Below are 23,763 nucleotides of genomic sequence, written 5' to 3'. Positions count from 1 at the left end.
CGCCACGCCGGGCGCGGGGACGGGGCGTCGGCCGGGGCGGAGGCGTCCGCGTGCCGGGCACCCGTCGAGGTCGTGACCTCGGGGTCCGGGGCGTCGGGCGGACGCCTCCGCCACCGGACGGGAGGCAGGAACGTTCGCCACGCCGGGCGCGGGGACGGGGCGTCGGCCGGGGCGGAGGCGTCCGCGTGCCGGGCACCCGTCGAGAGCGTGTCCTCGGCGTCCGGGGTACCGGGCGGACGCGCCGGGGCCGGCGGCTCGGCAGCCCCCGTGGCCGGTCCCCGGACGCCGCCGGAGGCGGGCGCGGCCCCCGTGCCAGCGGGGCCGCCGGTCGTGGCGCGCAGGACGTCCGAGTCGTCCGGGAGCACGCCCGTCCCGCCGGTCACGGACTCCGACGGGTGCGCGCTGCGGCTGACCGGGACAACGGGTCGAGGGTCGCCGGGTGCGGGGCGCACGTCCTCCTGGGCGGACGGCCCCGCGCCGGCCGGGCGTGGGGCCGGCTCGTCCGGGACGCCGGTGCGAGTGGCCGCAGGCTCCTGCTCCTCGGCCGCCCGGCGCGGCTTCGGACGCAGCAGCCGCGCGGCCGACCGGTTCGTCAGGACCTTGTCCGGGGCCTCGGTGGAGTCGCTCATCTCGCTGGTACCTCCCGGCCGTGGGGACGGGCGGGGACGTCGTCACCCGACGCGGTACACGAGCAGGGCGACGTCGCCCTGCTCGACGTGCCACACCTGCTCGGAGTGGCTGTCCAACGCGTCGAGGATCCAGTCCTCGCGCCCGTCACCGTTGTTGCGGTCCATCGCGACGCGCATCTTGTTGGACATCACGATGTAGTCGATCTCCTGCCAGTCCTGACCGAAGAGCTCGTCGCGCACCTCGGGGTCGGCCGACGCCTTCCAGTGCGAGTGCGCGAACTCGTATCCGGCCTCGCGCAGCGAGATCCACATGTCGTCGTCGATGATCAGCTTGGCGTCCTTCGGCACGTTGTCCTCGACCCACGCCAGCTGCTCCTCCTGCATCCCCGTCAGGTTCAGCCGGTACATGTCGTGGGCCTGCAGCTGGCCCTGGTCGCCGTGCACGACCAGGTAGCCACCGATCGGCGAGAGCAGCACCGCGGCCGCGGCCGCCAGCAGCGCCCTCCTCGCCATCACCGGGACCCGGCGCACCAGCGTGCCGGTGACCAGGCCGATGTTGAGCGCCAGCAGCGGGATCAACGGCAGGACGTAGAACTCCAGCAGGACGCTGCCGCGGGCGAGGTAGACCCCATAGCTCAGCACCAGCAGGGCCGCGACCAGCTGGTTCTGGTTGCGGCGGGAGTCCCGCAGTCCCCGGACCAGCAGGACGACGGTGGCGGCGCCCCCCGCGACCAGCAGGAACACGTCCTTGGGCAGCCAGAAGTCGTTCGTCATCTGCCAGAAGACGCTGTCGCCGCTGATCGCCGTCCCCTGGGTGCGGTTGAGCTGCCACCACACCGTGTACAGCAGCGACACCCGGTCGGCGGGCGGGTTCTCCAGGTCGAAGTTGAGGCCCGTCGGGAACAACTCCTGCTTGAGGAGTGCGTACATCAGATAGAAGGTGACCGGCGTCCCTGCGGCCAGGAAGAAGAAGCCCCTGGCGAACCGGTGGTTCAGCCGGCCACGGATCCGCCGGTACAGCAGGAAGACGAGGACCGGGCCGAAGAAGATGGCGTTCTCCTTCGTCGTCACGGCGATCCCGAAGGCGAGCCCCGCGACGAGGGAGGAGGTGATGCGGTCGTCGCTCCTGCTGAGCAGGTAGAGGCTCAGCAGCAGCCAGAAGACCATGAGGTTGTCCAGCAGCACCTGCCGCTGGTAGAAGACCGCCAACGGCGACAGGTGGAACAGCGCCGTCGCCACCACCGCGGTGGTCGTGCTCCCCGAGAAGCGTCGCGCGATCTCGAACAGGAAGAACGCCGACGCCGTGTGCACCAGCACCATCAGCACCCGGCCGGTGTCGACGGGGTGTCCGAACAGGTCGAACTGCCCGGGCAGGATCCCGACCCACGCAGCCAGCGTCAGCCACCCACCGGGCGCGTGGTCGTAGAAGTAGGTGTACGGGGACAGCGTCGCTTCCCGCAGCACCGCCCACGCCTGCTGGAGGTAGATCCCCTCGTCGGTCAGGTACAGCGGATAGCGGAACAGGTTGTAGCCATGGGAGAGAGCGCCCGCCGCGAGCAGGGCGACCAACACCCGGTTGTCCCGCGGACCCGCCCCGGCCCCCGGGTCCTGCGCACCGGCAGCCGCCCCCCTCGGCCGGGCGACCCGCGGCCCACCGGCCCGGTCCGACGCGGCCTCCCCGGTCCGCGGACGCACGGGCGTCGCGACCGGGGACCCGGAGGTGTCGGGAACGGTCTGCGTCATCGCCAGCTCCAGCCCCCTCTCGGCGAGGCCCCACCGGGGGCGACCGTCCCGTGGATCGTCCGTTGCGGGGTCCGCCGCCGGCATCCCGCGAGAATCCGTCCCGCCCCCAGCACTTCGGGGGTCCGCCGGCTCACCCGAAGGGTGGCCACCCACCGGGTACCCGCGGCCGTGCGATCGCCCCGGCCCGCCGTGCCGGCTCCCGCGGACGCGCTCACGGCGTCGGGGTCAGGCGCGGGACCGCTGCGCACGCAGCAGGGAGCGGCTGCGCGGTGTCCGTGACGGCGTCGTCGCGCAGGGGTCCGCCGACGGCGAGCGGTCGCCGGTCACCGCGCTCCACCGGTGCGGCCCCGGCACCCCCGGGCCCGTCGTCGACCCCCGCGGGCCCGGCCGGCGCGCCTCCGCGCGCCGACGTGCCGGTGTCGCGCCACACCCACAGCGTGCTCGCACCGAAGTTGAGCCCGGCGGCCACCGCGATCCCGGCCAGGTCGGCCGGCAGGTGGTGCACCCCGACCCCGACCAGGGACCACACCACCGCGACGTTCAGCAGGATCGTGGTCAGGGAGCTCAGGCCGTACCAGGCGAACCGGGCCAGCGACACCCGGCGCCACCCGAAGGTCCAGCGGTTGTTGACCAGGTAGTTGTGGACGACCGCCGTGCCGACGGCCACGGGCGAGGCGACCAGCAGCGGGAGGTCCGCCGCCGCGTAGAGCACCTGCAGCACCAGCACGTTGACGACGACGCCGGCCGTGCCCACCACGGCGAAGCGCAACGCCCTGACGGGCGTCGACACCCGCGGGGTGCGCCCGATGACCGGAGCAGTGCTCCACGACGACTCTGCCATCCGCCCGTCGGCCCCCTCATCCACCGGCACCGGAACCGTGCGCCGCGGGGTCGGCGGTCCGCATCCCGCAACGAAGCGACACCGCAGGCCGACTTCCGGGGGGCACGGCGCTGACCTCTGCTGGGGAGGGGAGGCGCCGGTCACCGGGAGGGGGTGCTCGCCAGGTCAGGGGAGCGCGCCACCGCGACGCCCCGGCGTCGTCCGGTCGCCCCACCGCGGGGAGGGGTCGCCCGTGCGGCGGGGGTGCACCCCCCGAGCGAGTGGGTCCCCCCGACCCCGGGAAGTCCGGGCACGACCTCGCTTCCCGGCGGGATGTCGCCGCCCGTCCTGTGTCGGAACATCCAGGGAAGGCCGGTCCAGCGGAGGTCCGCTCAGCGGGGACGCGGGCCCCTCCCGCACCCAGGCCGACACTCGGCGGAGGCGACCGATGTCCGTGGTGCTCGTCGTGCTGACGGCGCTGTCGCTCATCCTGTCGCTGCAAGCGGGTTACGCGCTGTACATGATGGTCTACACCTGGGACCAGCCGGAGGCGGAGCGGCGAGCCAGGGCGCCGGACGTGTTCGCGTCGCCGGCGGTGTCGTTCACGGTCCTCCTACCGGCACGGCACGAGGAAGACGTCATCGCCCAGACCATCGAGAACGTCATGCGGGCGAACTACCCCTCGCGGTTGCTGCAGGTCTTCGTGATCTGCCGGGTCGACGACGAGGGCACCATCGAGCGGGCGCTGGCCAAGCTCGAGCAGCTCGCCGACGTGGGGCTGGAGAACGTCGACATCGTGGTGTTCGACGACGACCCGATCAACAAGCCGCACGGGATGAACCACGCGCTGGCCTTCGCCACCGGGGACGTGGTGACGATCTTCGATGCCGAGGACGACATGCACCCCGACATCTTCAACATCGTCAACACCGTCATGGTCGAGGAGGGCGTGAAGGTCGTGCAGGCCGGCGTCCAGCTCATGAACTACACGTCCCGCTGGTACTCGGTGCTGAACGTGCTGGAGTACTTCTTCTGGTTCAAGAGCCGGCTGCACTACCACGCCAAGTACGGGGCGATCCCGCTGGGCGGGAACACGGTCTTCTTCAGCCGCGACGTCCTGGACCGCCTCGGTGGATGGGACGAGACGAACCTGACCGAGGACGCCGACATGGGCCTGCGGGTCAGCCAGATGGGCGAGCGCGTCCGCGTCATCTACGACGACCGCTACGTGACCCGCGAGGAGACCCCGCCGACGCTGACCCACTTCATCAAGCAGCGCACCCGGTGGTGCCAGGGGTTCATGCAGACCCTGGCCAAGGGGACCTGGAGGCACATGCCGACCCGGACCCAGCGGTGGCTGGCCTTCTACACCCTCGCCTTCCCCAACGCGCAGGCCGTGCTCGGGATCTACGTGCCGTGCTCGCTGCTGATGATGGTCACCCTGCGGGCACCCGTGGGGATCGCACTCATCTCCTACGTGCCGGTCGTGCTGCTCGCCGCGCACTTCATGATCCACGTCGTGGGCCTGTACGAGTTCACCGAGGCGCACGGGCTCAAGCCGTCCAGGACGATGATCCTGCGGATGGCCGTCGCGTGGTTCCCCTACCAGGTGCTGCTCGCCTACGCGGCGCTGCGCGCTCTCGCCCGGCACCTGCGGGGCGTGCACAACTGGGAGAAGACCGCCCACACCGGCCAGCACCGGGGAGCGGCGGCTGCTCGGCCCGGCGTGGAGCCCACGCACGCCTGACCGGGCCTCCCGCCCCCGGGCACGACGCCCCCGGCCCTGGGCGGCAGGTGCTCCGGGGGAGTCCTTCTGGGGAGCGGTCTTCCCCCGGAGCGGGGAGGGGCCGCCGTCGGGACGCCGCTGACCTGCGGCGACGCTCCCGCCCCGCCGGCACGTGGCCGACCCTGCCGCGGGCGGAGGGGACGAGTGGCGGGGGGAGCCGGGTTCCCCTGACCGACGGAGTCCCTGGACCCTGTCGAGGGGACCTCAGGGACCCATGCTGGGAGTGGTCAGCCCAGGCCCGACGACCGAGTCCTAGAGGTGGTGGCCGTGGCCGTCCGGATCCTGCTGGCCGACGACCACACGGTGGTCCGCCAGGGACTGCGCATGTACCTCGAGCTGGAGGACGAGCTCCAGGTGGTGGGGGAGGCCGCGAGCGGGGAGCAGGCGGTGACGCTGGCCCGGGAGCTCCGCCCCGACGTGGTGGTGATGGACCTGCTGATGGACGGCATGGACGGGATCTCCGCCACCGAGGTCATCCGCACGGAGATGCCCGACGTCGAGGTGCTCGCGCTGACCAGCGTGCTGGAGAACGCGTCGGTGGTGGGAGCGGTGCGCGCCGGGGCGGTGGGGTACCTGCTGAAGGACACCGAGGGCCCGGAACTGCTGCACGCCATCCGGGCGGCAGCGGCCGGGCAGGTGTACCTCTCGCCCGCCGCGGCGGCCCGGCTGGTGCGCGAGGTCACGGCTCCGGTCGCGCCGGCGCAGTTGACACCGCGCGAGTCGCAGGTGCTGGTGCTGCTGGCCAAGGGCAGGGCCAACAAGGAGATCGCCCGCGAGCTGCGCATCGGGCAGCAGACGGTCAAGACGTACGTGAGCAACATCCTGAGCAAGCTCGGTGTGCGCAGCAGGACGCAGGCGGCGTTGTACGCCGTGCAGGCGGGTCTGCTGCCGGTGCAGGAGCTGTCGGTGCCCTGACCGGGGGCGGGGCTCCGTCCGTGCGCCCTGCAGGCGGCAGCCCGGGCTCCGTCTCGTCGTCGCGCTGGTCCTCTGCCACGGTGGGGACCTGGTGTCGCCGGCCGAGCGCCGGGGCACCCCGTCCTCCGATCCGACGCCGGGAGGCGCCAGATGGTGAACCGTCTCGCCGCCGCGACCAGCCCCTACCTGCTGCAGCACGCGGACAACCCGGTCGACTGGCGCGAGTGGGGCGAGGAGGCCTTCGCCGAGGCGCGCGAGCGGGACGTCCCGGTGCTGGTGAGCGTCGGGTACGCCGCCTGCCACTGGTGTCACGTGATGGCGCACGAGTCGTTCGAGGACGAGGCGACCGCGGCGCAGATGAACGCCGGGTTCGTGTGCGTGAAGGTCGACCGCGAGGAGCGGCCCGACGTCGACAGCGTGTACATGACCGCGACCCAGGCGCTCACCGGCTCCGGCGGCTGGCCGATGACCGTCTTCACCACCCCGGACGGGCGGCCGTTCTACTGCGGCACCTACTACCCGCCGCGCCCCGCCGGCGGCGTGCCCGCGTTCCGGCAGGTGCTCGCCGCCGTCTCCGAGGCCTGGACGCAGCGCCGCGAGCAGCTGGAGGAGGCCGGCACCCGGATCGCCGAGGGGATCTCCCGCCGCCTGGACCTCGGGCCGCCCACGCCGCTGTCGGCCGCCGACCTCGACGGCGCCGCAGCCGCGGTGGCCGCCGACCACGACGACCGGCACGGCGGGTTCGGCGGCGCCCCGAAGTTCCCGCCGTCGATGCTGCTGGAGTTCCTGCTGCGGCACGCCGCCCGCAGCGGGGACGCGCGGTCGCTGGAGGTGGCCCGCCGCACGCTGGAGGCGATGGCGCGCGGCGGCATCCACGACCAGCTGGCCGGTGGATTCGCCCGCTACTCGGTCGACGCGCGCTGGGTGGTGCCGCACTTCGAGAAGATGCTCTACGACAACGCGCTGCTCCTGCGCGTGTACCTGCACCTGTGGCGGGCCACCGGCGAGGAGTGGGCGCGCCGCGTGGCCGACGCGACCGCCGCCTTCCTCGTCCGCGACCTCGGCACGCCCGAGGGCGGCTTCGCCAGCGCGCTGGACGCCGACACCGACGGCGTCGAGGGCCTGACCTACGTGTGGACGCCGGCCCAGCTCACCGAGGTGCTCGGTGACGACGACGGCCGCTGGGCCGCGGAGCTGTTCGCGGTGACCGAGCGCGGCACGTTCGAGCACGGCACCTCCACGCTGCAGCTGCTCCGCGACCCCGGCGACGACCCCGAGGACGCCGCCCGATTCACCTCCGTGCGCGAGCGGCTGCTGGCCGCCCGCGCCCGGCGCCCGCAGCCGGCCCGCGACGACAAGGTCGTCACCGCCTGGAACGGGCTGGCGATCGCCGCGCTGGCCGAGCACGGCGTCCTCACCGGCGCCCCCGCGTCGGTGGAGGCCGCCCGCCGCGCGGCGGAGCTCCTCGCGGACGTGCACCGGGTGGACGGGAGGCTGCGGCGGGCCTCGCGGGACGGCGTCGCCGGGGCCCCGGCCGCGGTGCTCGAGGACCACGGCGACCTCGCCGAGGGGCTGCTCGCGCTGCACCAGGCGACCGGCGAGGGCCGGTGGCTGGAGTGGGCCGGCGACCTGCTCGACGTCGTCGCGGAGCAGTTCCTCGACGCCGACGGGTGGCACGACACCGCCGCCGACGCCGAGGCGCTGGTGCACCGCCCGTTCGACCCCGCCGACGGGCCGACGCCGGCGGGGGTGGCCGCGGCCGCGGGGGCGTTCGTCACCTACGCGGCGCTGGCCGGGTCGCCGCGGCACCGCGAGCTCGGCGAGGCCGCGACCGGGCAGCTCGGCGTGCTGGTGCGCCGGGCGCCGCGGGCGGCGGGCTGGGCCGCGGCGGTGGGCGAGGCGCTGCTCGCCGGGCCGCTGGAGGTCGCCGTCAGCGGGCCGGCCGGGCCGGAGCGGGACGCGCTCGCCGCGGTCGCGCGGGGGTCGACGAGTCCCGGCGCTGTCGTCGTGGTGGGGGAGCCGGACGCCCCCGGGGTGCCGCTGCTGGCCGACCGGCCGGCCGTGGGCGGGCGCCCCGCCGCCTACGTGTGCCGGGGCTTCGTCTGCTCCGCGCCGGTGACCGGCGTGTCCGCTCTCGGCGCAGCGATGGCCCCTTCCTGACGCCGCCGTGCGGTCTTACCGTGTAATCACGTAAGCACCGCACTGGAGGAGGCCGTCGTGCACGGACACCACCACCGCTTCGCCGACTCACCCTTCGCGCGCATGGGCGCCCCCGGCTGGCGCCGCCGCGGCCCGGGCGGCCGCGGGGGCGACACCCCGCCGGTCGACCGCGCCGAGGTCGCCGGCTGGTTCGCCGGGCGGCTGCCCGACGGCTGGTTCACCGGGCCGGCCGACATCACCGTCGACCGGGACGAGATCACCGTCGTCGGCCCGCTCGCCGAGCCCGACGCCGGCGAGGGCGACCCCACCGCCGCCCGCGCCGGCCGCATCGCCCGCTTCCGCGAGGACACCCGCGGTCAGCGGATGGCCATCGCCGACGCCGCCCAGGAGCGCTACGGCCGCTCGGTGGCCTGGGGCGCCGCGTGCGGCGACGTCCGCGAGGTGTTCACCAACGCCTCGGTGCCGGTGATGACCCGGCTGCGCCAGCCCGAGCGGCTGGTGCTCGACACGCTCGTCGACGCCGGCGTCGCCCGCTCCCGCTCGGAGGCCCTGGTCTGGGCCGTGCGCCTGGTCGGGCAGCACGCCGACGCCTGGCTGACCGAGCTGCGCGACGCCATGGCCTCGGTGGAGGAGGTCCGGGCGCGCGGCCCGGAGCTGTGAGCCCTGCCAGGCTGGCGGGGTGAGCCTGGAACTGCTGCGGTCGGCCTACGGCGCACTCGGCGGGCTGGTCGCCGACCTGACGCCCGCCGAGTCCTGGCAGCCCAGCGGCTGCGCCGGCTGGACGGTCCTCGACCTCAGCCAGCACCTGCTCGACGACGCCCGCCGGGGCCTGGTCGCGCTGGCCACCCCGGCGGACGGGCCGGCCACCACCGACGCGGTCGCCTACTGGCGGGCCTGGCAGCCCGCGCCGGCCGAGGACGACGACACGCTGTGGCGGACCCGCGTGCGGGCCAGCGTGATGGACGGCCTGCGCGGGCTGGCGCCGCTGTACGTCCAGACGGCGGCCGCGGTCGGGGTGGCGGCCGGCCGGGTCGGGCCCGGCGAGCTGGTGGGCACCCAGGGCTGGGTCGTCCGCGTCGACGACCTGCTGTCCACGCTCGCCGTCGAGGCCGCCGTCCACCACCTCGACCTGGTGGCGCACCTGGACCGGCCGGGACCCGCGCCGGAGCTGCTGGCCGAGGTGCGCCGGGTGCTCGGTGGCCTGCTCGGCGGCCCGCTGCCGGCCGGGTGGGACGACGTCACCGCCGCCCGCCGCGGCACCGGTCGCGAGCCGCTGACCGACGCCGACCGGGCCGCACTGGGCGAGGCGGCGGCCCGCTTCCCGCTGTTCGGCTGAGGAGGACCACCCTTCCCCCCACGCCTCGCAGGCTCGGCGCGGGCCCCTGAAGGGGCGCCGTTCCAGCACCTCACCGTCGGGGACACTGGACGACGTGCCAGCAGCTGCCGCCGTCCCCGCCGCGACCGACGTCCTCGTGGTGGGGGCCGGGCCGGCGGGCTCGGCGGCGGCCGCGTGGGCCGCGCGCGCCGGCCACGACGTGCTGCTCGCCGACGCCGCCGTCTTCCCGCGGGACAAGACCTGCGGCGACGGGCTGACCCCCCGCGCGGTCGCCGAGCTCGACCACCTCGGCCTCGGCGACTGGGTGCGCGGGCACACCCGCAACCGGGGTCTGCGCGCCGCCGGGTTCGGGCGGCAGTGGGAGCTGCCCTGGCCGGGCGGGGAGTTCCCCGACCACGGCAGCGCGGTGCCGCGCACCGAGCTCGACGCCCGCATCCGGGAGGTGGCGCTCGGCTCGGGCGCGGTCCCGGTCGACGGCGCGCGGGCGGTCGACGTCGAGCGCGACGGCGACCGGGTCTGCGCGGTGGTGCTCGAGCTCGCCGACGACGCCCGGGTGCGCGTCGCCTGCCGCCGGCTGGTCGTCGCCGACGGCGTGCGCTCCCCGCTGGGCCGGGTGCTCGGCCGGGAGTGGCACCGCGACACCGCCTACGGGGTCGCCGCCCGCAGCTACGTCCGCTCCGGCCGCAGCGACGACGAGTGGATCTCCTCCCACCTCGAGCTGCGCGGTGAGGAGGGCGAGCTGCTGTCGGGCTACGGCTGGGTCTTCCCGCTGGGTGCCGCAGCTGGGGAGGTCAACCTCGGCGTGGGCACCCTGGCGACGGCGCGGCGGCCGGCCGGCGTGCAGCTGAAGGCGCTGCTGGAGTTCTACGCCGAGGCGCGGCGCGAGGAGTGGCAGCTCGACGGGCCGGTCCGCGACGTCGCGTCCGCGCTGCTGCCCATGGGCGGCGCCGTCTCCGGCGTCGCCGGCCGGAACTGGGCGCTGGTCGGTGACGCCGCCGGCTGCGTGAACCCGCTCAACGGCGAGGGCATCGACTACGGCCTGGAGACCGGGCGGGCCGTCGTCGACCTGTTCGGCGAGGACGACTGGTCGGCCGCCTGGCCCGCGACGCTGCGCCGTCACTACGGCGAGGCCTTCTCGATCGCCCGGCGGCTGGCCGGGCTGCTCACGGTGCCCCGGTTCCTGCCCACGGCCGGCCCGGTCGGGATGCGGTCCCGGGCGCTGATGACCGTGGCGCTGCGGGTGATGGGCAACCTGGTCAGCGAGCAGGACCGCGACGTCGTCGCGCGGGCCTGGCGGGCGGCGGGCCGGGCGTCGACCCGGTGGGACGAGCGGCCGCCGTTCAGCTGAGCGGCCTCACAGGAAGGGCGAGTTGTACATCGCGAAGTAGACGGCGATGTAGTGGCAGATCGCGGCCACGACGGTCATCGCGTGGAAGACCTCGTGGTACCCGAAGACGCCCGGCCACGGGTTCGGCTTCTTGATCGCGTAGGCCACGCCGCCGACGGTGTAGAGCACGCCACCCGCCGCCAGCAGCACCAGCGAGGTCACGCCGGCGATGTGCAGGATGTCGGTGAGGATGAAGACGGCGACCCAGCCCAGGCCCACGTAGAGCGGCACGCCCACCCAGCGCGGCGCCGTCGGCCAGGTGAGCTTGAGGCAGACGCCGGCCAGCGCGCCGGCCCAGACGCCGCCGAGGACCCAGTAGCCCAGCGGCTGGTCGACGGCCAGCAGCGAGAACGGCGTGTACGTGCCCGCGATGAACAGGAAGATCATCGAGTGGTCGAGCCGCTTCATGACCTTCCAGCCGCGCGGTGACCACCGGCGCCGGTGGTAGAGCGCGCTGATGCCGAACAGGCCGCAGATGGTCAGGCAGTAGACGGCGACCGAGAAGCCGGCGCGGGCGCCGAGCACCGAGCCCAGTGGCACGAGGACGGCGCCCGCGACGATCGCCCCGAAGAAGGCGACCAGGTGCAGCCACCCGCGCATCCGCGGCCGCGTGTCGGGGTGGTCCCAGTCGTCGTCGCCGCCGAAGTCCTCGCGTGTCCAGGTCTGCTCGACCCGCTCGCCCTCCTCGAGGACGGTGCTGACGGCCGGCCCGCGCGGGGCCTCGATCTCGGCCCCGTCGGCCTGTACCCGGACCGGCTCCAGTTCGTCGGCAGCAGAGGTCACACACCGAGGTTACGGAGGCGTAGGGAGGGCCGCACCGGCAGAGACCTGTGAGTTCCCCGGCAGCCCGGCGGGAGGGGCGACGCGCGGGCGGGAGGCAGCGGAACGGCGGTGTGCCGAGGCGCCTAGGGTGTGGCCCCGTGGGGGCGCGTCAGTGGGTCCGCGACGTCCTGACGCAGATGTACGAGCGTCGCCTGGCCCGGCAGCTGGTGGGCGCCGACGTCCCCCGGCACGTGGGCGCGATCATCGACGGCAACCGCCGCTGGGCGCGCGCCACCGGGCTGCTCGACCCGAACGCCGGCCACCGCCGCGGCGCCGACCGCATCGCCTCGTTCCTCGCCTGGTGCGACGAGGCCGGCGTCGAGGTGGTCACCCTCTTCCTGCTCTCCACCGACAACCTGTCCCGTCCCGAGCCCGAGCTGACGCCGCTGCTGCGGATCATCGAGGGCGTCGCCCTGGACCTGTCGGCGCCCGACCGCCGGTGGCAGCTGCACCCGGTCGGCGCGCTCGGCCTGCTGCCGCCGGAGACGGTCACCGTCCTCAAGGAGGCCGAGGAGGTCACCCGCGACCGGCCGGGCGCGACGGTGAACCTCGCCGTCGGGTACGGCGGCCGCCGGGAGATCGCCGACGCCGTCCGCTCGCTGCTGGCCGAGCACGCCAGCCGGGGGACGTCGCTGGACGAGCTGGTCGAGGTGCTCGACGTCGAGCACATCGCCGAGCACCTCTACACCCGCGGCCAGCCCGACCCGGACCTGGTCATCCGCACCAGCGGCGAGCAGCGGCTGTCGGGCTTCCTGCTCTGGCAGACGGCGCACTCGGAGTTCTACTTCACCGACGTCTACTGGCCCGACTTCCGGCGGGTCGACTTCCTGCGCGCGCTGCGGGCCTACGCGGCGCGGCACCGCCGTTTCGGTGGGTGACAGACTCGGGCCCATGGCACTCGGCGCGGTCGACGTCCCCCTCGAGTACGTGCGGCTGGGGCTGCGGTTCGACCGGCTGGAGTCCGGTTTCGTCGACGCCTACACCGGCGAGAAGCGGATCCGTGCCGAGGTCGAGAGCGAGCCGGCGCCGACGCCGCAGGGCCTGCGCGACCAGGCCCGGGCGCTGCTGCAGGAGCTGGACCCGGCCGCGCTCCCGGCCGACCGCGCCGCGTTCCTCCGCGGCCAGCTCACCGGCCTGGAGTGCAGCGCCCGGAAGATGAGCGGTGAGCCGGTCGGCTTCCTCGACGAGGTGCGCAGCTACTTCCAGGTCGACCTCACCCTCGGCGACCCGGCCGCCTACGCCGTCGCGCACGCCGAGCTCGACGGGCTGCTGCCCGGCGAGGGGTCGCTGGCCGAGCGCTACGCCGCGCACCGCCGCCGCGAGGAGTGCCCGCCGCAGCGGCTGGAGGCCGCGGTGCACGCGCTGTCCAGCGCGCTGCGCGACCGGGTGCGCGGCCGGTACGGGCTGCCCGAGGCCGAGACGGTGCGCTACGAGGTGGTCACCGACAAGCCGTGGTCGGGCTTCAACTACTACGAGGGCGACTTCCGCTCGCGGGTGGCGATCAACGCCGACCTGCCGCACCGGCTCAGCCAGCTGGTGCACCTGGTGGCGCACGAGTCCTACCCCGGCCACCACACCGAGCACTGCCGCAAGGAGCGCGGGCTGGTCGAGCGGGCCGGCCACCTCGAGCACACCGTGTTCCTCGTCAACACCCCCGAGTGCCTCATGGCCGAGGGACTGGCCGACCTCGGCGTCGACGCCGCCGTCGGCGACGGCTGGGGGCCGTGGTCGGCCGAGGTGCTCGGCGACCTGGGCCTGCGCTTCGACGGGCACCTCGCCGAGCGGATCGCCGCGGCCGCCGCGCCGCTGAACCGGGTGCGCCAGGACGCCGCGGTGCTGCTGCACGACCGCGGTGCCGACGCCGACGAGGTGGCCGCCTACATCCAGCGCTGGTCGCTGGTCAGCCCCGACCGGGCCCGCCAGCAGCTGCGGTTCCTCACCCACCCCCTGTGGCGGGCCTACATCACCACCTACGTCGAGGGCTACGACCTGCTGCACCGCTGGCTCGGCGCCCGGCCGGCCGACCAGGACGTCGCCGACCGCTTCGTGCGCCTGCTCGACGAGCCGCTGACCCCCGCCGTCGTCACCGCCGAGCTCTCGAACGCCTGACCGGTGCCCCGCCGCGACCCCCGGGAGGCCCGCGCCCTCGGCCTGTGGACGGCGGGGTGGCTGTTCGTGCTCCTGCTCGCCGGCCTGCTGTGGATCGGCGACCTCGCCGTCCAGTGGCCGGTGCTGCTCGTGCCGGTGCTGTGGGGGGCGGTGGCGGTGCGGCCGCGGCGGGGACCGCGGCCGCAGACCCGGGAGGCGCCGGAGCACGGCGGCCCGCCGGCCACGTGGGAGCTGCCGGCGTCGCGCCCGCTGCCCCGGCCGCCGGACGCGCGGGGGCGCGAGCCGTACTGAGCGGTGCGCGCCGGCCGTCGCTGGGACGGGCGGTGCGGATGGGACCCCATCGGGTGAACAGTGCGTTTCGGCGCGCTCCGACCGCGCGCTCCTGTCGGTCCGGAGCTCTAGCGTCCGGGGTGGACGACGGGCCCGCCCCGCCGTCCACGGGAGGCCCGGTTGGTGCTGACGTTCTCGTCGACCAGGGGGGCCGGTGCCCGGCCCCTGCGCCGGGGCCCGGCCACCTTCGAGCCGGGGCGCGGTCTCGCGCCCCAGGGGAGACGACCCGTGACCACTCGCCGCACCTACGTCCTCGACACCTCCGTCCTGCTGTCCGCCCCCCGCGCGCTGCTGCGCTTCGGCGACGCCGACGTGGTGCTCCCGCTGGTCGTCATCGGGGAGCTCGAGGACAAGCGGCACCACCCGGAGCTCGGCTGGTTCGCCCGCCAGGCGCTGCGGCTGCTCGACGACCTGCGGGTCACCCACGGCCGGCTCGACGCGCCGGTCCCGGTGGGGGAGGACGGCGGCACGCTGCACGTCGAGCTCAACCACAGCGACGCCGCGGTGCTCCCGGCCGGCTTCCGCAACGACAGCAACGACAGCCGGATCATGGTGGTCGCGCTGAACCTGCGGGCCGAGGGCCGCGACGTCTGCCTGGTCACCAAGGACGTGCCGCTGCGGGTCAAGGCGGCCGCCGTCGGCCTGGAGACCGACGAGTACCGCGCGCTGGACTCGGTCGACGAGGGCTGGACCGGCATGGCCGAGCTGTCGCTGGACGACGCCGAGCTGTCCGGCCTCTACGACACCGGCGAGGTGTACGTGCCGGCGGCCGCGGAGCTGCCCGCACACACCGGGCTGGTGCTGCTGAGCTCGCGCGGGTCGGCGCTGGGCCGGGTGACGCCGGACAAGCAGGTGCGGCTGGTGCGCGGCGACCGCGAGGCGTTCGGGCTGCACGGGCGCTCGGCCGAGCAGCGGGTGGCGCTGGACCTCCTGCTGGACCCCGAGATCGGCATCGTCTCGCTCGGCGGGCGGGCGGGCACCGGCAAGTCGGCGCTGGCGCTGTGCGCGGGGCTGGAGTCGGTGATGGAGCGGCGGGCGCACAAGAAGGTCGTGATCTTCCGCCCGCTCTACGCCGTCGGCGGGCAGGAGCTCGGATACCTCCCGGGCAGCGAGGGCGAGAAGATGTCGCCCTGGGCGCAGGCGGTCTACGACACCCTCGGCGCGCTGGTGTCCAAGGAGGTCCTCGACGAGATCGCCGCGCGCGACCTCATCGAGGTGCTGCCGCTGACCCACATCCGCGGCCGCTCGCTGCACGACTCGTTCGTGATCGTCGACGAGGCGCAGTCGCTCGAGCGCGGGGTGCTGCTGACCGTGCTGTCGCGGCTGGGCAGCGGGTCGCGCGTGGTGCTCACCCACGACGTCGCGCAGCGGGACAACCTGCGCGTCGGCCGGCACGACGGCGTCGCGGCGGTGGTCGAGCAGCTCAAGGGGCACCCGCTCTTCGCGCACGTCACGCTGACCCGGTCCGAGCGCTCGCCGATCGCCGCCCTGGTCACCGAGATGCTGGAGGACCTCGAGCTCTGACCGGCGGGACCGCCCGCCGCACGACCGGGCTCTTGCGGTGTCCTCGGCGCTCCTGCGGTCCTGCAACACCGCAAGAGCAGGGGCGACACCGCACGAGCCCGGTCAGAGCGGCCGTCCGGCCCGGCTGAAGGCCCGGCGGACCCGGCGGTCGACCACGGAGGGCGCCTCGAGGTCGGCCCAGGTCCAGCGGGCGACCTCCCAGCCCGAGTCGCGGATCTCGTCCTCGCGCAGCTTCTCGCGGAACACGACGTCGCCGGGGTCCCGTCCCTCGCTGGCCCGGTACTTCACCCGCCCGTCGAACTCCCCGACGGTCCGCTGTTCGCGCCAGCCGAAGTCGCAGCGGCCCACCACCGACCGGTCGGGCCGCAGGAGCCGCACCTGCAGGTCGGGCGCGGGGAGCCCCAGCCGGTGGAGCAGCACCCGGCTGCGGGTCTCGCCGACGCTCTCGCTGCGTCCGTCGGCGAACGCGACGACCCGGGCAGCGCGGCGCGACCCGGGCACCGGCCCCATCCGCTGCAGGCACGCGGCCAGGTCCGCACGTGTCACACCTCCTGCGCCCAGCGCGGCGTCGGCGGTGACGACCGCGGACTCGAAGGGCACCGACCGCGCCAGGTCCACGACCGTCCGCGCCAGGCCGGTCAGGAGGACGCCGTCGACCAGGGTCAACTCGTCCTCGGCGAGCCGCGCCACGTGCAGGTGCACCCGGGCACTGCCGCTCCCGGCGGCGGGCGGCCGCCTCGTGACGTGCACCCGCTCGGGAGCCACCCGCCACAGCGGCAGGCCGTGGAGCACGGCGGCCGAGGCGTGGCTGACCACGCTGCCGTCCCGGAGCGCAGGCGCCGTCGCCAGGACCAGCGCGCGGTGGTGCGGCAACCCTGCCGTCGGGTCGACGTATGCGCCTCGCCGGATGCGGGTCAGCTCACCCCGCCGGACGGCTGCCGCCAGTTCGTCGTCGGAGAGGCCGGCGGTCAGCGCCTCGGACCTGCGCAGCACCGGTCCCGTGCGCACCCAGTCGATCATGCGCCGACCGTCGCCGGTCGGCGGCCGGGCCGACGTGCGCCGGGTGGATCTGTGGACGACGTCCCGACCTTGCTCCTGCGGTGTCACGTGTGCTCCTGCGGTGCTGCGAGGCCGCAGGAGGGCGGGTGACACCGCAAGAGCGAGGTCAGGCGGCGGGGGTGGGGTCCTCGTCGCGGAGCGCCGGCGCCCGGGACGCGCGTTCGGGGGCCGGGCGGGTCCGCGGCGTCGCGGCCCAGCGCAGCAGCGCCACGGCGCCCCAGCCGGCGAGCAGGCACCAGGGCAGCCGGGTGACGACGTCGTCGAGGGTGAAGTCGCCGCGCAGGTACAGCGCGAGCACCGGCAGGGCCAGCACGAACCCCGCCGTGAGGACGTCCCAGCGCAGCGGGCTCATGCCTCAGCGGTCTCCAGCCGCTCGCACAGCAGCGAGGCCCAGCGGTGCGCGGTCGCCCGCACGCCGTCGAGGAGGGCCACCGGCACCGGCGTCCGGCCCAGCACGGCGGCGGGGTCGGCGGTCAGGTCGGAGTCCTGGACGACGAGCGCGTCGACGCGGGGCAGCGCGTCCAGCCAGGGGCCGACGTCCTCGGGCTTGCGGGTCGCCTCGACGACCGCCCAGACGGCGACCGGCGAGAAGATCGCCATGACCTGCTCGAGCCAGGTCCGGCTCCCGGCGCGCATGGGGGCGTCCACCGCGACGACGGTCGGCGTCCCGGCGGCGGCGGCGTCCTGCTTGCGCGCGATCGCGGTGTCGACCGAGGTGATCCGGCTGGACCCGGGCGCGAGCGCGGCGAGGTCGCCGCGGGTGGCCCACTGCAGCCGGTCGCCGTCGAGCCGCATGCCGGCGGCCAGCGAGCGGGCGGCGGCGAGCGTCTCGACGCCGGGGCCGACGACCAGCAGCACCTCGCCGGCACCGGCCGGGGCCGTCGGCGCCGCGGGCAGCGCCGCGCCGAGCGCACGGGTCAGCGCGGCGTAGGTGCCGGACGTGGCGACCTCGGCCGGGAAGCCGGCGCCCAGCAGGTCCTCCGGCACGCCGAGGGCGCGCAGCCGGGCGACCGTGCCGGCGGCCTCGACCATCCGCGGGTCGACCCAGCCGCGGCCCGGCGCCACCGCGCCGGCCTCGCGGACCGACGGCACGACGACGCGGGCCGGCGTCCACCCGCGGGCGGCGCGGGCGTCGACGGGCAGGCGGGTCACGGTCGCCAGGCCCGGCGCCGGGGCGGCCACGCGGGCGACGGCCTGGCCCGGCGCCGGCGGCAGGCGGCGCGCCGGCGGCACGGGCGGGCGCCCGAGCAGCCGCGGCACGGCCAGCTCGGCGCCCGGGGTGGGCGGCGGCAGCAGCGACAGCGGGGGCAGGACGGCGGTCGAGTCGAGCGCCAGCGGGGCCGGGTCGCTGGCGGTCGGCGCGAGCACCGCCTCCCCGGCCTCCCACTCGTCGGACTCGGCCGCGGCGTCGACCCAGCCCGGCTCGTGGTCCACGCGCTGGGAGGGCGCCGGGACCGGCGGGCGGCCGCGGTGCGCGCCGCCCTGGGTGGAGGCGCTGGCGAGCACGCCACGGAGGATGTCGGTGAGCGCGTCGTCCGGGGTGTCGTGGGCGAGGGCCGCGCGCAGCACCTCGGCGATGGCCTCCTCGCGCCCGGTGACCGGGCCGGTCGGGTCCGCGTCGGCCCAGGCGGCCACCGGCTGGGGCGCCGGCACCTCGATGGGCTCGGCGACGACGGCCGGCAGCACGTCGGTGACCGGCTCGTCCTCGGTCACGGCGGCGGCGGTGTCCTCGACGGCGGTGTCCTCGACGGCGGGGTCCTCGGCGGCGGGGTGCCCGGTCTCGTCGGTGGCGGTCTCGTCCACCTCCGGGCCGAGCAGCTCGGTGAGGAGGGAGTCCTCGGTGTCGTCGAGGTCCTCGGGGTCCTCGTCCGCCGGGTGCTCCTCGACGGCCGGCGCCTCGACCACCGGCTCCTCGACGGCTGGCGCCTCGACCACCGGCTCCTCGGCCACCGGCTCCTCGACGACGGGCTCGGCGACGACGGCGGCGGCGGGGCGGGAGACGGGCACGGGGTCGGCCCACATGTCCACGCCGGGACCGGATTCGTCGGCGGGCTCGGCGACCTCGGGGACCTCGGGAGCCTCGGGCAGCGACGCCTCGGCGACGGGGGCCTCGGCCACGAGCTCCTCGACCACGGGCTCCTCGGCGGCGGGAGCCCCGGCCACCGGGGCGACCGGCTCCGGAGCCGGAGCCGCGGGAGCAGGGGCGGGCGCGGCCATCGCGGCGGCGAGGGCGGCGGCCAGCGGCATCGCCGGCGCGGCCGGGGAGGGCTCCGGGGTCCGCAGCACCGACGGGGGTGCGAGCTCCTCGTCCGTGGCCTCGGCGGTCGCGGCGGCGACGGCCTGGACCGCCCGCAGCGCCTCGGCGGCGGACATCGCGGCGGCCGAGCGCACGGCGTCGTCGACGGCCTCGCGGACCTCCCGGTCACCGGCGACGACCTGCGCCAGCGCGGCGGTGAACAGCGACGGTCCGGCGGGCCCGGACGGCGGGCGCACCGCCGCCCGGGCGGGCCGCCGGGCGGCCGAGGGCGCGGCCGCCGAGGGGGCGGCAGCGGACGGCGCGGCAGTGGACGGGGCGGCGGTGGACGGGCCGGCGGCCGCGCGGGGAGCGGCGGTGCGGACGGCGGCCGGGCGGAAGGCCGAGGTGCCGGCGGCGGGCCGGCGGGTCGCGCCCACCGACGCCCGGGAGTACAGGTCGACGCCGGGGGCGCCGTCGCCGGACCCGAGCAGGCCGGCCAGCTCGGACACCGGGTCCGGCAGCTCCGTCGGGAGGGTCGGGCGCTCGGTGCGGACGGCCGGGCGCGTGGTGGGCCGGGCCGCCGCGGGGCGGCTGCGGTGCAGCTCGGTGGCGCGCAGGAACGCGCCGGTGTCGGCGAGCGGGCCGGGGTCGCGGCTGAGCGCGGCCTCGATCCGGCGGGCCGACTCGGACCTCGGCGCGGGACCGCGCCGGGCCGGCTCGACGTCCTCCACCTCGGCGACGAACCGCTCGGTGGCGAAGAAGCCCAGCACGCCGCCGGACCGGATGCGGCGCACGCCGGTGATCCGCACCGCGTTGCCGTACCGCTCGCGGGCCGCCACGACGGCGGCCTCCGGCGTGGGCGCCTCAACGGATGGCAACGGCACCGTTCACCACTCCCAGTGACTCGATCTGGGCCGTCCGGGAGACCTCCGAGTAGGAGATCACCGGCAGGCGGGGGAGGACCTGACGCATCAGGCGGGACAGCGCGGCCCGCACCTGGGGGGAGCAGACGAGGACGGGGGACAGGCCGTGCTGCTCGGCGTCCTCGAGCAGCCCGCTGCACCCGGTGACCAGCGCGTCGACCGAGCCGGCGTCCAGCGCCAGCACCTGGCCGCCGTCGCTGTGCCGCACCGCCTCCAGCAGCCGCTGCTCGAAGGCGGGCTCCAGCGTGAGCACGTGCAGCCGCTCGTCGGGCGTGACGTAGGGGTGGCTGATCGCCGCGCCGAGGGCCCCGCGCACCGCCTCGACCAGCCCGTCCAGGTCGGTGGAGGTCTTCGCGCGCAGCGACAGCGCCTCGAAGATGCGCACCAGGTCGCGGATGGAGACGTTCTCGGCCAGCAGCGCGTGCAGCACCCGCTGGATCTCGCCGAGGGTGAGCAGCCCCGGGGTGAGCTCCTCGACGACGACCGGGTGGGTCCGCTTGACCATCTCGACCAGCAGCCGCACGTCCTCGCGGCCGAGCAGCTCGGCGGCGTTCTGGCGGACCACCTCGGCCAGGTGGGTGGTGATGACCGAGGAGCGGTCGACGACGGTGGCGCCGGCCATCTCCGCCTGCCGCTGCAGCTCCACCGGCACCCACTTGGCGGGCAGGCCGAACACCGGCTCGCGGGTGGGCCGGCCCGGCAGCCCGTCGAGGGCGTCGCCGATGGCCAGCACGGTGCCGGCGGGGGAGGTGCCCTTGGCCGCCGGGACGCCGTTGAGCCAGATGACGTACTGCGACGAGGGCAGGTCGAGGTTGTCGCGGGTGCGGACCAGCGGGATGACCAGGCCGGTCTCCATCGCGACCTTCCGGCGCAGCGCCTTGACCCGGTCGAGCAGGTCGCCGCCGCGGGAGGAGTCGACGAGGTCGACCAGGTCGAAGGCCACCTCGAGCTCCAGCGGGTCGACCCGCATGCGCTCGGCGATCGCCTCGGGGGAGTCCGGCGCGGGCTCCTCGGCGGCGGCGAGCGCGGGCGTGTCGTCGTCCTCGGCCGGGGTCTCCTGCATCCGCGCGGCCATGACCAGGAACAGCCCGCCGATGACCAGGAACGGCAGCTTCGGCAGCCCCGGGATCAGGCACAGCGCCAGCGCCGCGCCTCCGGCGATGCGCACCGGCTGGCGGAAGCGGCCGAGCTGGGCGAGCAGGTCGCTGCCCATGTCCCCGTCGGAGGCCGAGCGGGTGACGATGATGCCGGTCGCGGTGGACAGCAGCAGCGCGGGGATCTGCGAGACCAGGCCGTCGCCGACGGTCAGCAGCGAGAAGGTGGAGACGGCGTCGCCGGGCGCCATGCCGCGCTGCATGACCCCGACGGCGAAGCCGCCGACCAGGTTGATCAGCGTGATGATGATGGCGGCGATGGCGTCGCCCTTGACGAACTTCGAGGCGCCGTCCATCGAGCCGTAGAAGTCGGCCTCGGCGGTGACCTCGGTGCGCCGCCTGCGCGCCTGCTGCTCGTTGATCAGCCCGGCGTTGAGGTCGGCGTCGATGGCCATCTGCTTGCCGGGCATCGCGTCGAGGGTGAAGCGGGCGCCGACCTCGGCCACGCGACCGGCACCGTTGGTGATGACGACGAACTGGATGATCGTGAGGATCACGAAGATCACCAGGCCGACGACGAGCGAGCCGCCGATCACGAAGTGCCCGAAGGCCTCGATGACCTTGCCGGCGTAGCCGTCGGTGAGCACCAGCCGCGTCGAGGAGACGTTGAGGGCGAGCCGGAACAGCGTCGCGATGAGGATCAGCGACGGGAAGACCGCGAAGTCCAGCGGCCGCTTGATCTGCATCGCCACCAGCAGGATCAGCAAGGACGCGGTGATGTTCAGGCCCAGCAGCAGGTCCAGCACCGCCGCGGGCAGCGGCACGACCAGCATGAGGACGATGGCCACCACGCCGATCGGCACGGCGGCCTTGGTCATCCCTCGCACGGGCACACCATCGGCAGCCGGGGGTCCCCGGCAGACCGCTGACGGCGCACGAGTCACAGGCGTCCCAGGGTCGCGGGTGCCTCAGGAGGCGAGCGGGGTCCTCCGCCGGCCGGCCCTGGGCAGGCCGGCGACGTCGGGCGCCTCGAACCCGGGCCGGTGGAAGCCGCCGCGCACGCCGCGGGCGCCGAGCTGCATGACGAAGGCCAGCACCCGGGCGACGGCGGTGAACAGCTGCGGCGGCACCTCCTGGCCGAGCTCGCAGGAGGCGTGCAGCGCCCGGGCCAGCGGCACGTCCTGCACCATCGGCACCCGCGCCTCGGCGGCCCGCTCGCGCAGCCTCGCGGCGACCTCGTCGGCGCCCTTGGCCACCACCCGCGGCGCGCCCTTCTCCGGCTCGTACCGCAGCGCGACGGCGACGTGCGTCGGGTTGACCAGCAGGACGTCGGCGGTGGCGACCTCGGCCATCATCCGGTTGCGCGACATGGCCAGCTGCATCGAGCGGCGCTGGCCCTTCACGTGCGGGTCGCCCTCGGACTGCTTGTGCTCCTGCTGGATCTCGTACTTGGTCATCTTGAGCTTGCTCATCGTCTGCTTGCGCACCACGACGTAGTCGGCGATCGCGATGACCAGGCCGGTGATCGCCACGACGCGGAACATGAGGACGGCGGAGGAGGCGAACGTCGCCACCACCGCCGACAGCGGCAGCGCCCCGGACGCCGACACCAGCGCCTGCGCCTCGCTGCTGGTCACGACGACGACGGTGCCGAGCGCCGCCGTCTTGATGACCGCCTTGAGCGCCTCCCACAGGCCGTGGGTGCCGAACATCCGCTTCACCCCGGGGAACGGGTTGAGCTTCTTGAGCGTCGGCTTCATGCCCTTGGTGGCCAGCGCGACCCCGCCCTGCGCGGCCGAGGCGAGCACCCCGACGAGCATGAGCGCGAGCGCCATCGGCAGCGCCGTCTCGAGGAACGTCCTCAGCGCCTCCCCGAGCAGCGCGCCGACGGCGTCGGCCTCCGGGTGCTCGACCACCGACCCGAACCGCACGAACAGCCGGCCCACCGCGTCGAAGGCGTTGCCGACCAGCACGGGCAGGAAGACGCTCGCCACCGCCACGCCCGCCCAGGTGCCGAGCTCCTGGGTCCGCGGGATCTGCCCCTCCTTGCGCGCCTCCTTGAGGCGCTTGGGAGTGGGCTTCTCGGTCTTCTCACCGCCCGGTCCGTCCTTGGCCACCGGGCCTCACCCGCTCCGGAAGCCGACGATCGCGCGGGTGGCCTGCTCCACCAGCGCGTCCAGCGCCGGCGGCAGCAGCGGGAAGGTCAGCCCGAGCAGCGCGAGGGTCAGCATGATCTTCACGGGGAAGCCGATGGCGAAGATGTTCAGCGCCGGGGCGGCCCGGGACAGCAGGGCGAGGGCGACGTCGGCCAGCAGCAGCACGGCCACCATCGGGCCGGCGATCTGCAGCGCGGCGAGGAACATCATCGAGAACGCCGTCAGCACGACCTGGCCGACGTCCCCGGCCGGGAACCCGCCGCTGACCGGCAGCCCCTCGTAGGACGTGGCGAACCCGCGCACGATCACGAGGTGCCCGCCGCTGGTGAACAGCAGCGTCGTCGCGAGCAGGTAGTGCAGCTTGCCGATGACCGAGTTGGTGGTCATGGCCAGCGGGTCGTAGGCCGGCTGCAGCGAGAAGCCGCCGGTGAGGTCGATGAGCTCGCCGGCGAACTGCACTGCGGTGAAGAACAGCTGGACGACGAAGCCCAGCGCCGCGCCGATGGCCACCTCGCTGACGGCGGTGACGACGAGGAACCCGGTGGTCGGCTCCGGCAGCCCCGGCGCCACGCGGTCGACCAGGGCGACCGACAGCGCCAGGGCCAGGGCGCCCTTGACCGGCGCCGGGATGGTGCGGGTGGTGAACGGCGGGGCGAGCAGGACGAAGCCGGCCGCCCGGGCGGTGGCCAGCAGCAGGGCCGCGAGGGTGACCGCCGGGACCTCGAGGTCCATGC

19 protein-coding genes are annotated in these 23,763 nt (G+C 75.3%); 10 read left to right on the top strand and 9 right to left on the bottom strand.

Annotation, left to right across the window (positions count from 1 at the left end):
* Positions 1-671 precede the first annotated feature (671 nt).
* Together ACI79B_RS01990 and ACI79B_RS01985 are read right to left on the bottom strand one after the other, a co-directional pair.
* Positions 672-2,201, bottom strand: coding sequence for an ArnT family glycosyltransferase (locus ACI79B_RS01990; RefSeq protein WP_456926453.1), 1,530 nt, complete (start codon positions 2,199-2,201; stop codon positions 672-674).
* 382 nt (positions 2,202-2,583) lie between these two features.
* On the bottom strand, positions 2,584-3,213 hold the full coding sequence (locus ACI79B_RS01985; RefSeq protein ID WP_456926452.1) for a GtrA family protein: 630 nt from the start codon (positions 3,211-3,213) through the stop codon (positions 2,584-2,586).
* Between the two features lie 427 nt (positions 3,214-3,640).
* Here ACI79B_RS01985 and ACI79B_RS01980 point away from each other — a divergent pair, with 427 nt between their 5' ends.
* The 6 genes from ACI79B_RS01980 to ACI79B_RS01955 all read left to right on the top strand — a co-directional run bounded on the left by ACI79B_RS01980 (position 3,641) and on the right by ACI79B_RS01955 (position 10,737).
* Positions 3,641-4,939, top strand: coding sequence for a glycosyltransferase (locus ACI79B_RS01980; RefSeq protein WP_456926451.1), 1,299 nt, complete (start codon positions 3,641-3,643; stop codon positions 4,937-4,939).
* Between the two features lie 306 nt (positions 4,940-5,245).
* Positions 5,246-5,893 (top strand): response regulator, encoded by a 648-nt coding sequence (locus ACI79B_RS01975; protein ID WP_456926450.1) that lies wholly within the window; start codon positions 5,246-5,248, stop codon positions 5,891-5,893.
* Between the two features lie 150 nt (positions 5,894-6,043).
* Complete coding sequence (locus ACI79B_RS01970; protein WP_456926449.1) at positions 6,044-8,053, top strand: thioredoxin domain-containing protein; 2,010 nt, start codon at positions 6,044-6,046, stop codon at positions 8,051-8,053.
* A gap of 57 nt (positions 8,054-8,110) precedes the next feature.
* Entirely contained in the window at positions 8,111-8,713 is a 603-nt protein-coding gene (locus ACI79B_RS01965; RefSeq protein WP_456926448.1) for a hypothetical protein, read from the top strand.
* Between the two features lie 19 nt (positions 8,714-8,732).
* The gene (locus ACI79B_RS01960) at positions 8,733-9,389 is read left to right on the top strand and encodes a maleylpyruvate isomerase N-terminal domain-containing protein (RefSeq protein WP_456926447.1); all 657 of its coding nucleotides are present in this window, start codon (positions 8,733-8,735) and stop codon (positions 9,387-9,389) included.
* Positions 9,390-9,483: 94 nt separating this feature from the next.
* Positions 9,484-10,737 carry a geranylgeranyl reductase family protein gene (locus ACI79B_RS01955; protein ID WP_456926446.1) on the top strand — a complete coding sequence of 418 codons (1,254 nt, stop codon included), beginning with the start codon at positions 9,484-9,486 and terminating at the stop codon, positions 10,735-10,737.
* Between the two features lie 6 nt (positions 10,738-10,743).
* Here the strand turns inward: ACI79B_RS01955 and trhA are convergent, their stop codons facing one another.
* Entirely contained in the window at positions 10,744-11,559 is an 816-nt protein-coding gene (gene trhA / locus ACI79B_RS01950) for a PAQR family membrane homeostasis protein TrhA (RefSeq protein ID WP_456926445.1), read from the bottom strand.
* A gap of 137 nt (positions 11,560-11,696) precedes the next feature.
* On the opposite strand from trhA, the gene ACI79B_RS01945 reads away from it, so the two are divergent.
* The 4 genes from ACI79B_RS01945 (at position 11,697) to ACI79B_RS01930 (ending at position 15,561) form a co-directional block, all read left to right on the top strand.
* Positions 11,697-12,476 carry an isoprenyl transferase gene (locus tag ACI79B_RS01945; RefSeq protein ID WP_456926444.1) on the top strand — a complete coding sequence of 260 codons (780 nt, stop codon included), beginning with the start codon at positions 11,697-11,699 and terminating at the stop codon, positions 12,474-12,476.
* A gap of 13 nt (positions 12,477-12,489) precedes the next feature.
* Positions 12,490-13,707, top strand: coding sequence for a DUF885 domain-containing protein (locus tag ACI79B_RS01940; protein WP_456926443.1), 1,218 nt, complete (start codon positions 12,490-12,492; stop codon positions 13,705-13,707).
* 3 nt (positions 13,708-13,710) lie between these two features.
* Complete coding sequence (locus ACI79B_RS01935) at positions 13,711-13,998, top strand: hypothetical protein (protein WP_456926442.1); 288 nt, start codon at positions 13,711-13,713, stop codon at positions 13,996-13,998.
* Positions 13,999-14,265: 267 nt separating this feature from the next.
* Entirely contained in the window at positions 14,266-15,561 is a 1,296-nt protein-coding gene (locus ACI79B_RS01930; RefSeq protein WP_456926441.1) for a PhoH family protein, read from the top strand.
* A gap of 102 nt (positions 15,562-15,663) precedes the next feature.
* Here ACI79B_RS01930 and ACI79B_RS01925 read toward each other — a convergent pair whose 3' ends face one another.
* The 6 genes from ACI79B_RS01925 to fliR all read right to left on the bottom strand — a co-directional run bounded on the left by ACI79B_RS01925 (position 15,664) and on the right by fliR (position 23,761).
* Complete coding sequence (locus tag ACI79B_RS01925) at positions 15,664-16,581, bottom strand: type IV toxin-antitoxin system AbiEi family antitoxin domain-containing protein (protein WP_456926440.1); 918 nt, start codon at positions 16,579-16,581, stop codon at positions 15,664-15,666.
* A 145-nt stretch (positions 16,582-16,726) separates the two neighbouring features.
* Positions 16,727-16,972 (bottom strand): hypothetical protein, encoded by a 246-nt coding sequence (locus ACI79B_RS01920; RefSeq protein WP_456926439.1) that lies wholly within the window; start codon positions 16,970-16,972, stop codon positions 16,727-16,729.
* On the bottom strand, positions 16,969-19,740 hold the full coding sequence (locus ACI79B_RS01915; RefSeq protein WP_456926438.1) for a hypothetical protein: 2,772 nt from the start codon (positions 19,738-19,740) through the stop codon (positions 16,969-16,971). The genes ACI79B_RS01920 and ACI79B_RS01915 overlap by 4 nt, the downstream gene beginning before the upstream one ends.
* Complete coding sequence (gene flhA, locus ACI79B_RS01910) at positions 19,721-21,751, bottom strand: flagellar biosynthesis protein FlhA (protein ID WP_456926437.1); 2,031 nt, start codon at positions 21,749-21,751, stop codon at positions 19,721-19,723. The genes ACI79B_RS01915 and flhA overlap by 20 nt, the downstream gene beginning before the upstream one ends.
* A 90-nt stretch (positions 21,752-21,841) precedes the next feature.
* On the bottom strand, positions 21,842-22,990 hold the full coding sequence (locus ACI79B_RS01905) for an EscU/YscU/HrcU family type III secretion system export apparatus switch protein (protein ID WP_456926436.1): 1,149 nt from the start codon (positions 22,988-22,990) through the stop codon (positions 21,842-21,844).
* 6 nt (positions 22,991-22,996) lie between these two features.
* The gene (fliR, locus tag ACI79B_RS01900; RefSeq protein WP_456926435.1) at positions 22,997-23,761 is read right to left on the bottom strand and encodes a flagellar biosynthetic protein FliR; all 765 of its coding nucleotides are present in this window, start codon (positions 23,759-23,761) and stop codon (positions 22,997-22,999) included.
* Between the last annotated feature and the right edge of the window lie 2 nt (positions 23,762-23,763).

It is taken from the genome of Geodermatophilus sp. SYSU D00879 (genome assembly GCF_054050375.1).
The sequence above is the reverse complement of the archived record's forward strand: the minus strand, read 5'-3'. Positions and strand labels throughout refer to the sequence as shown.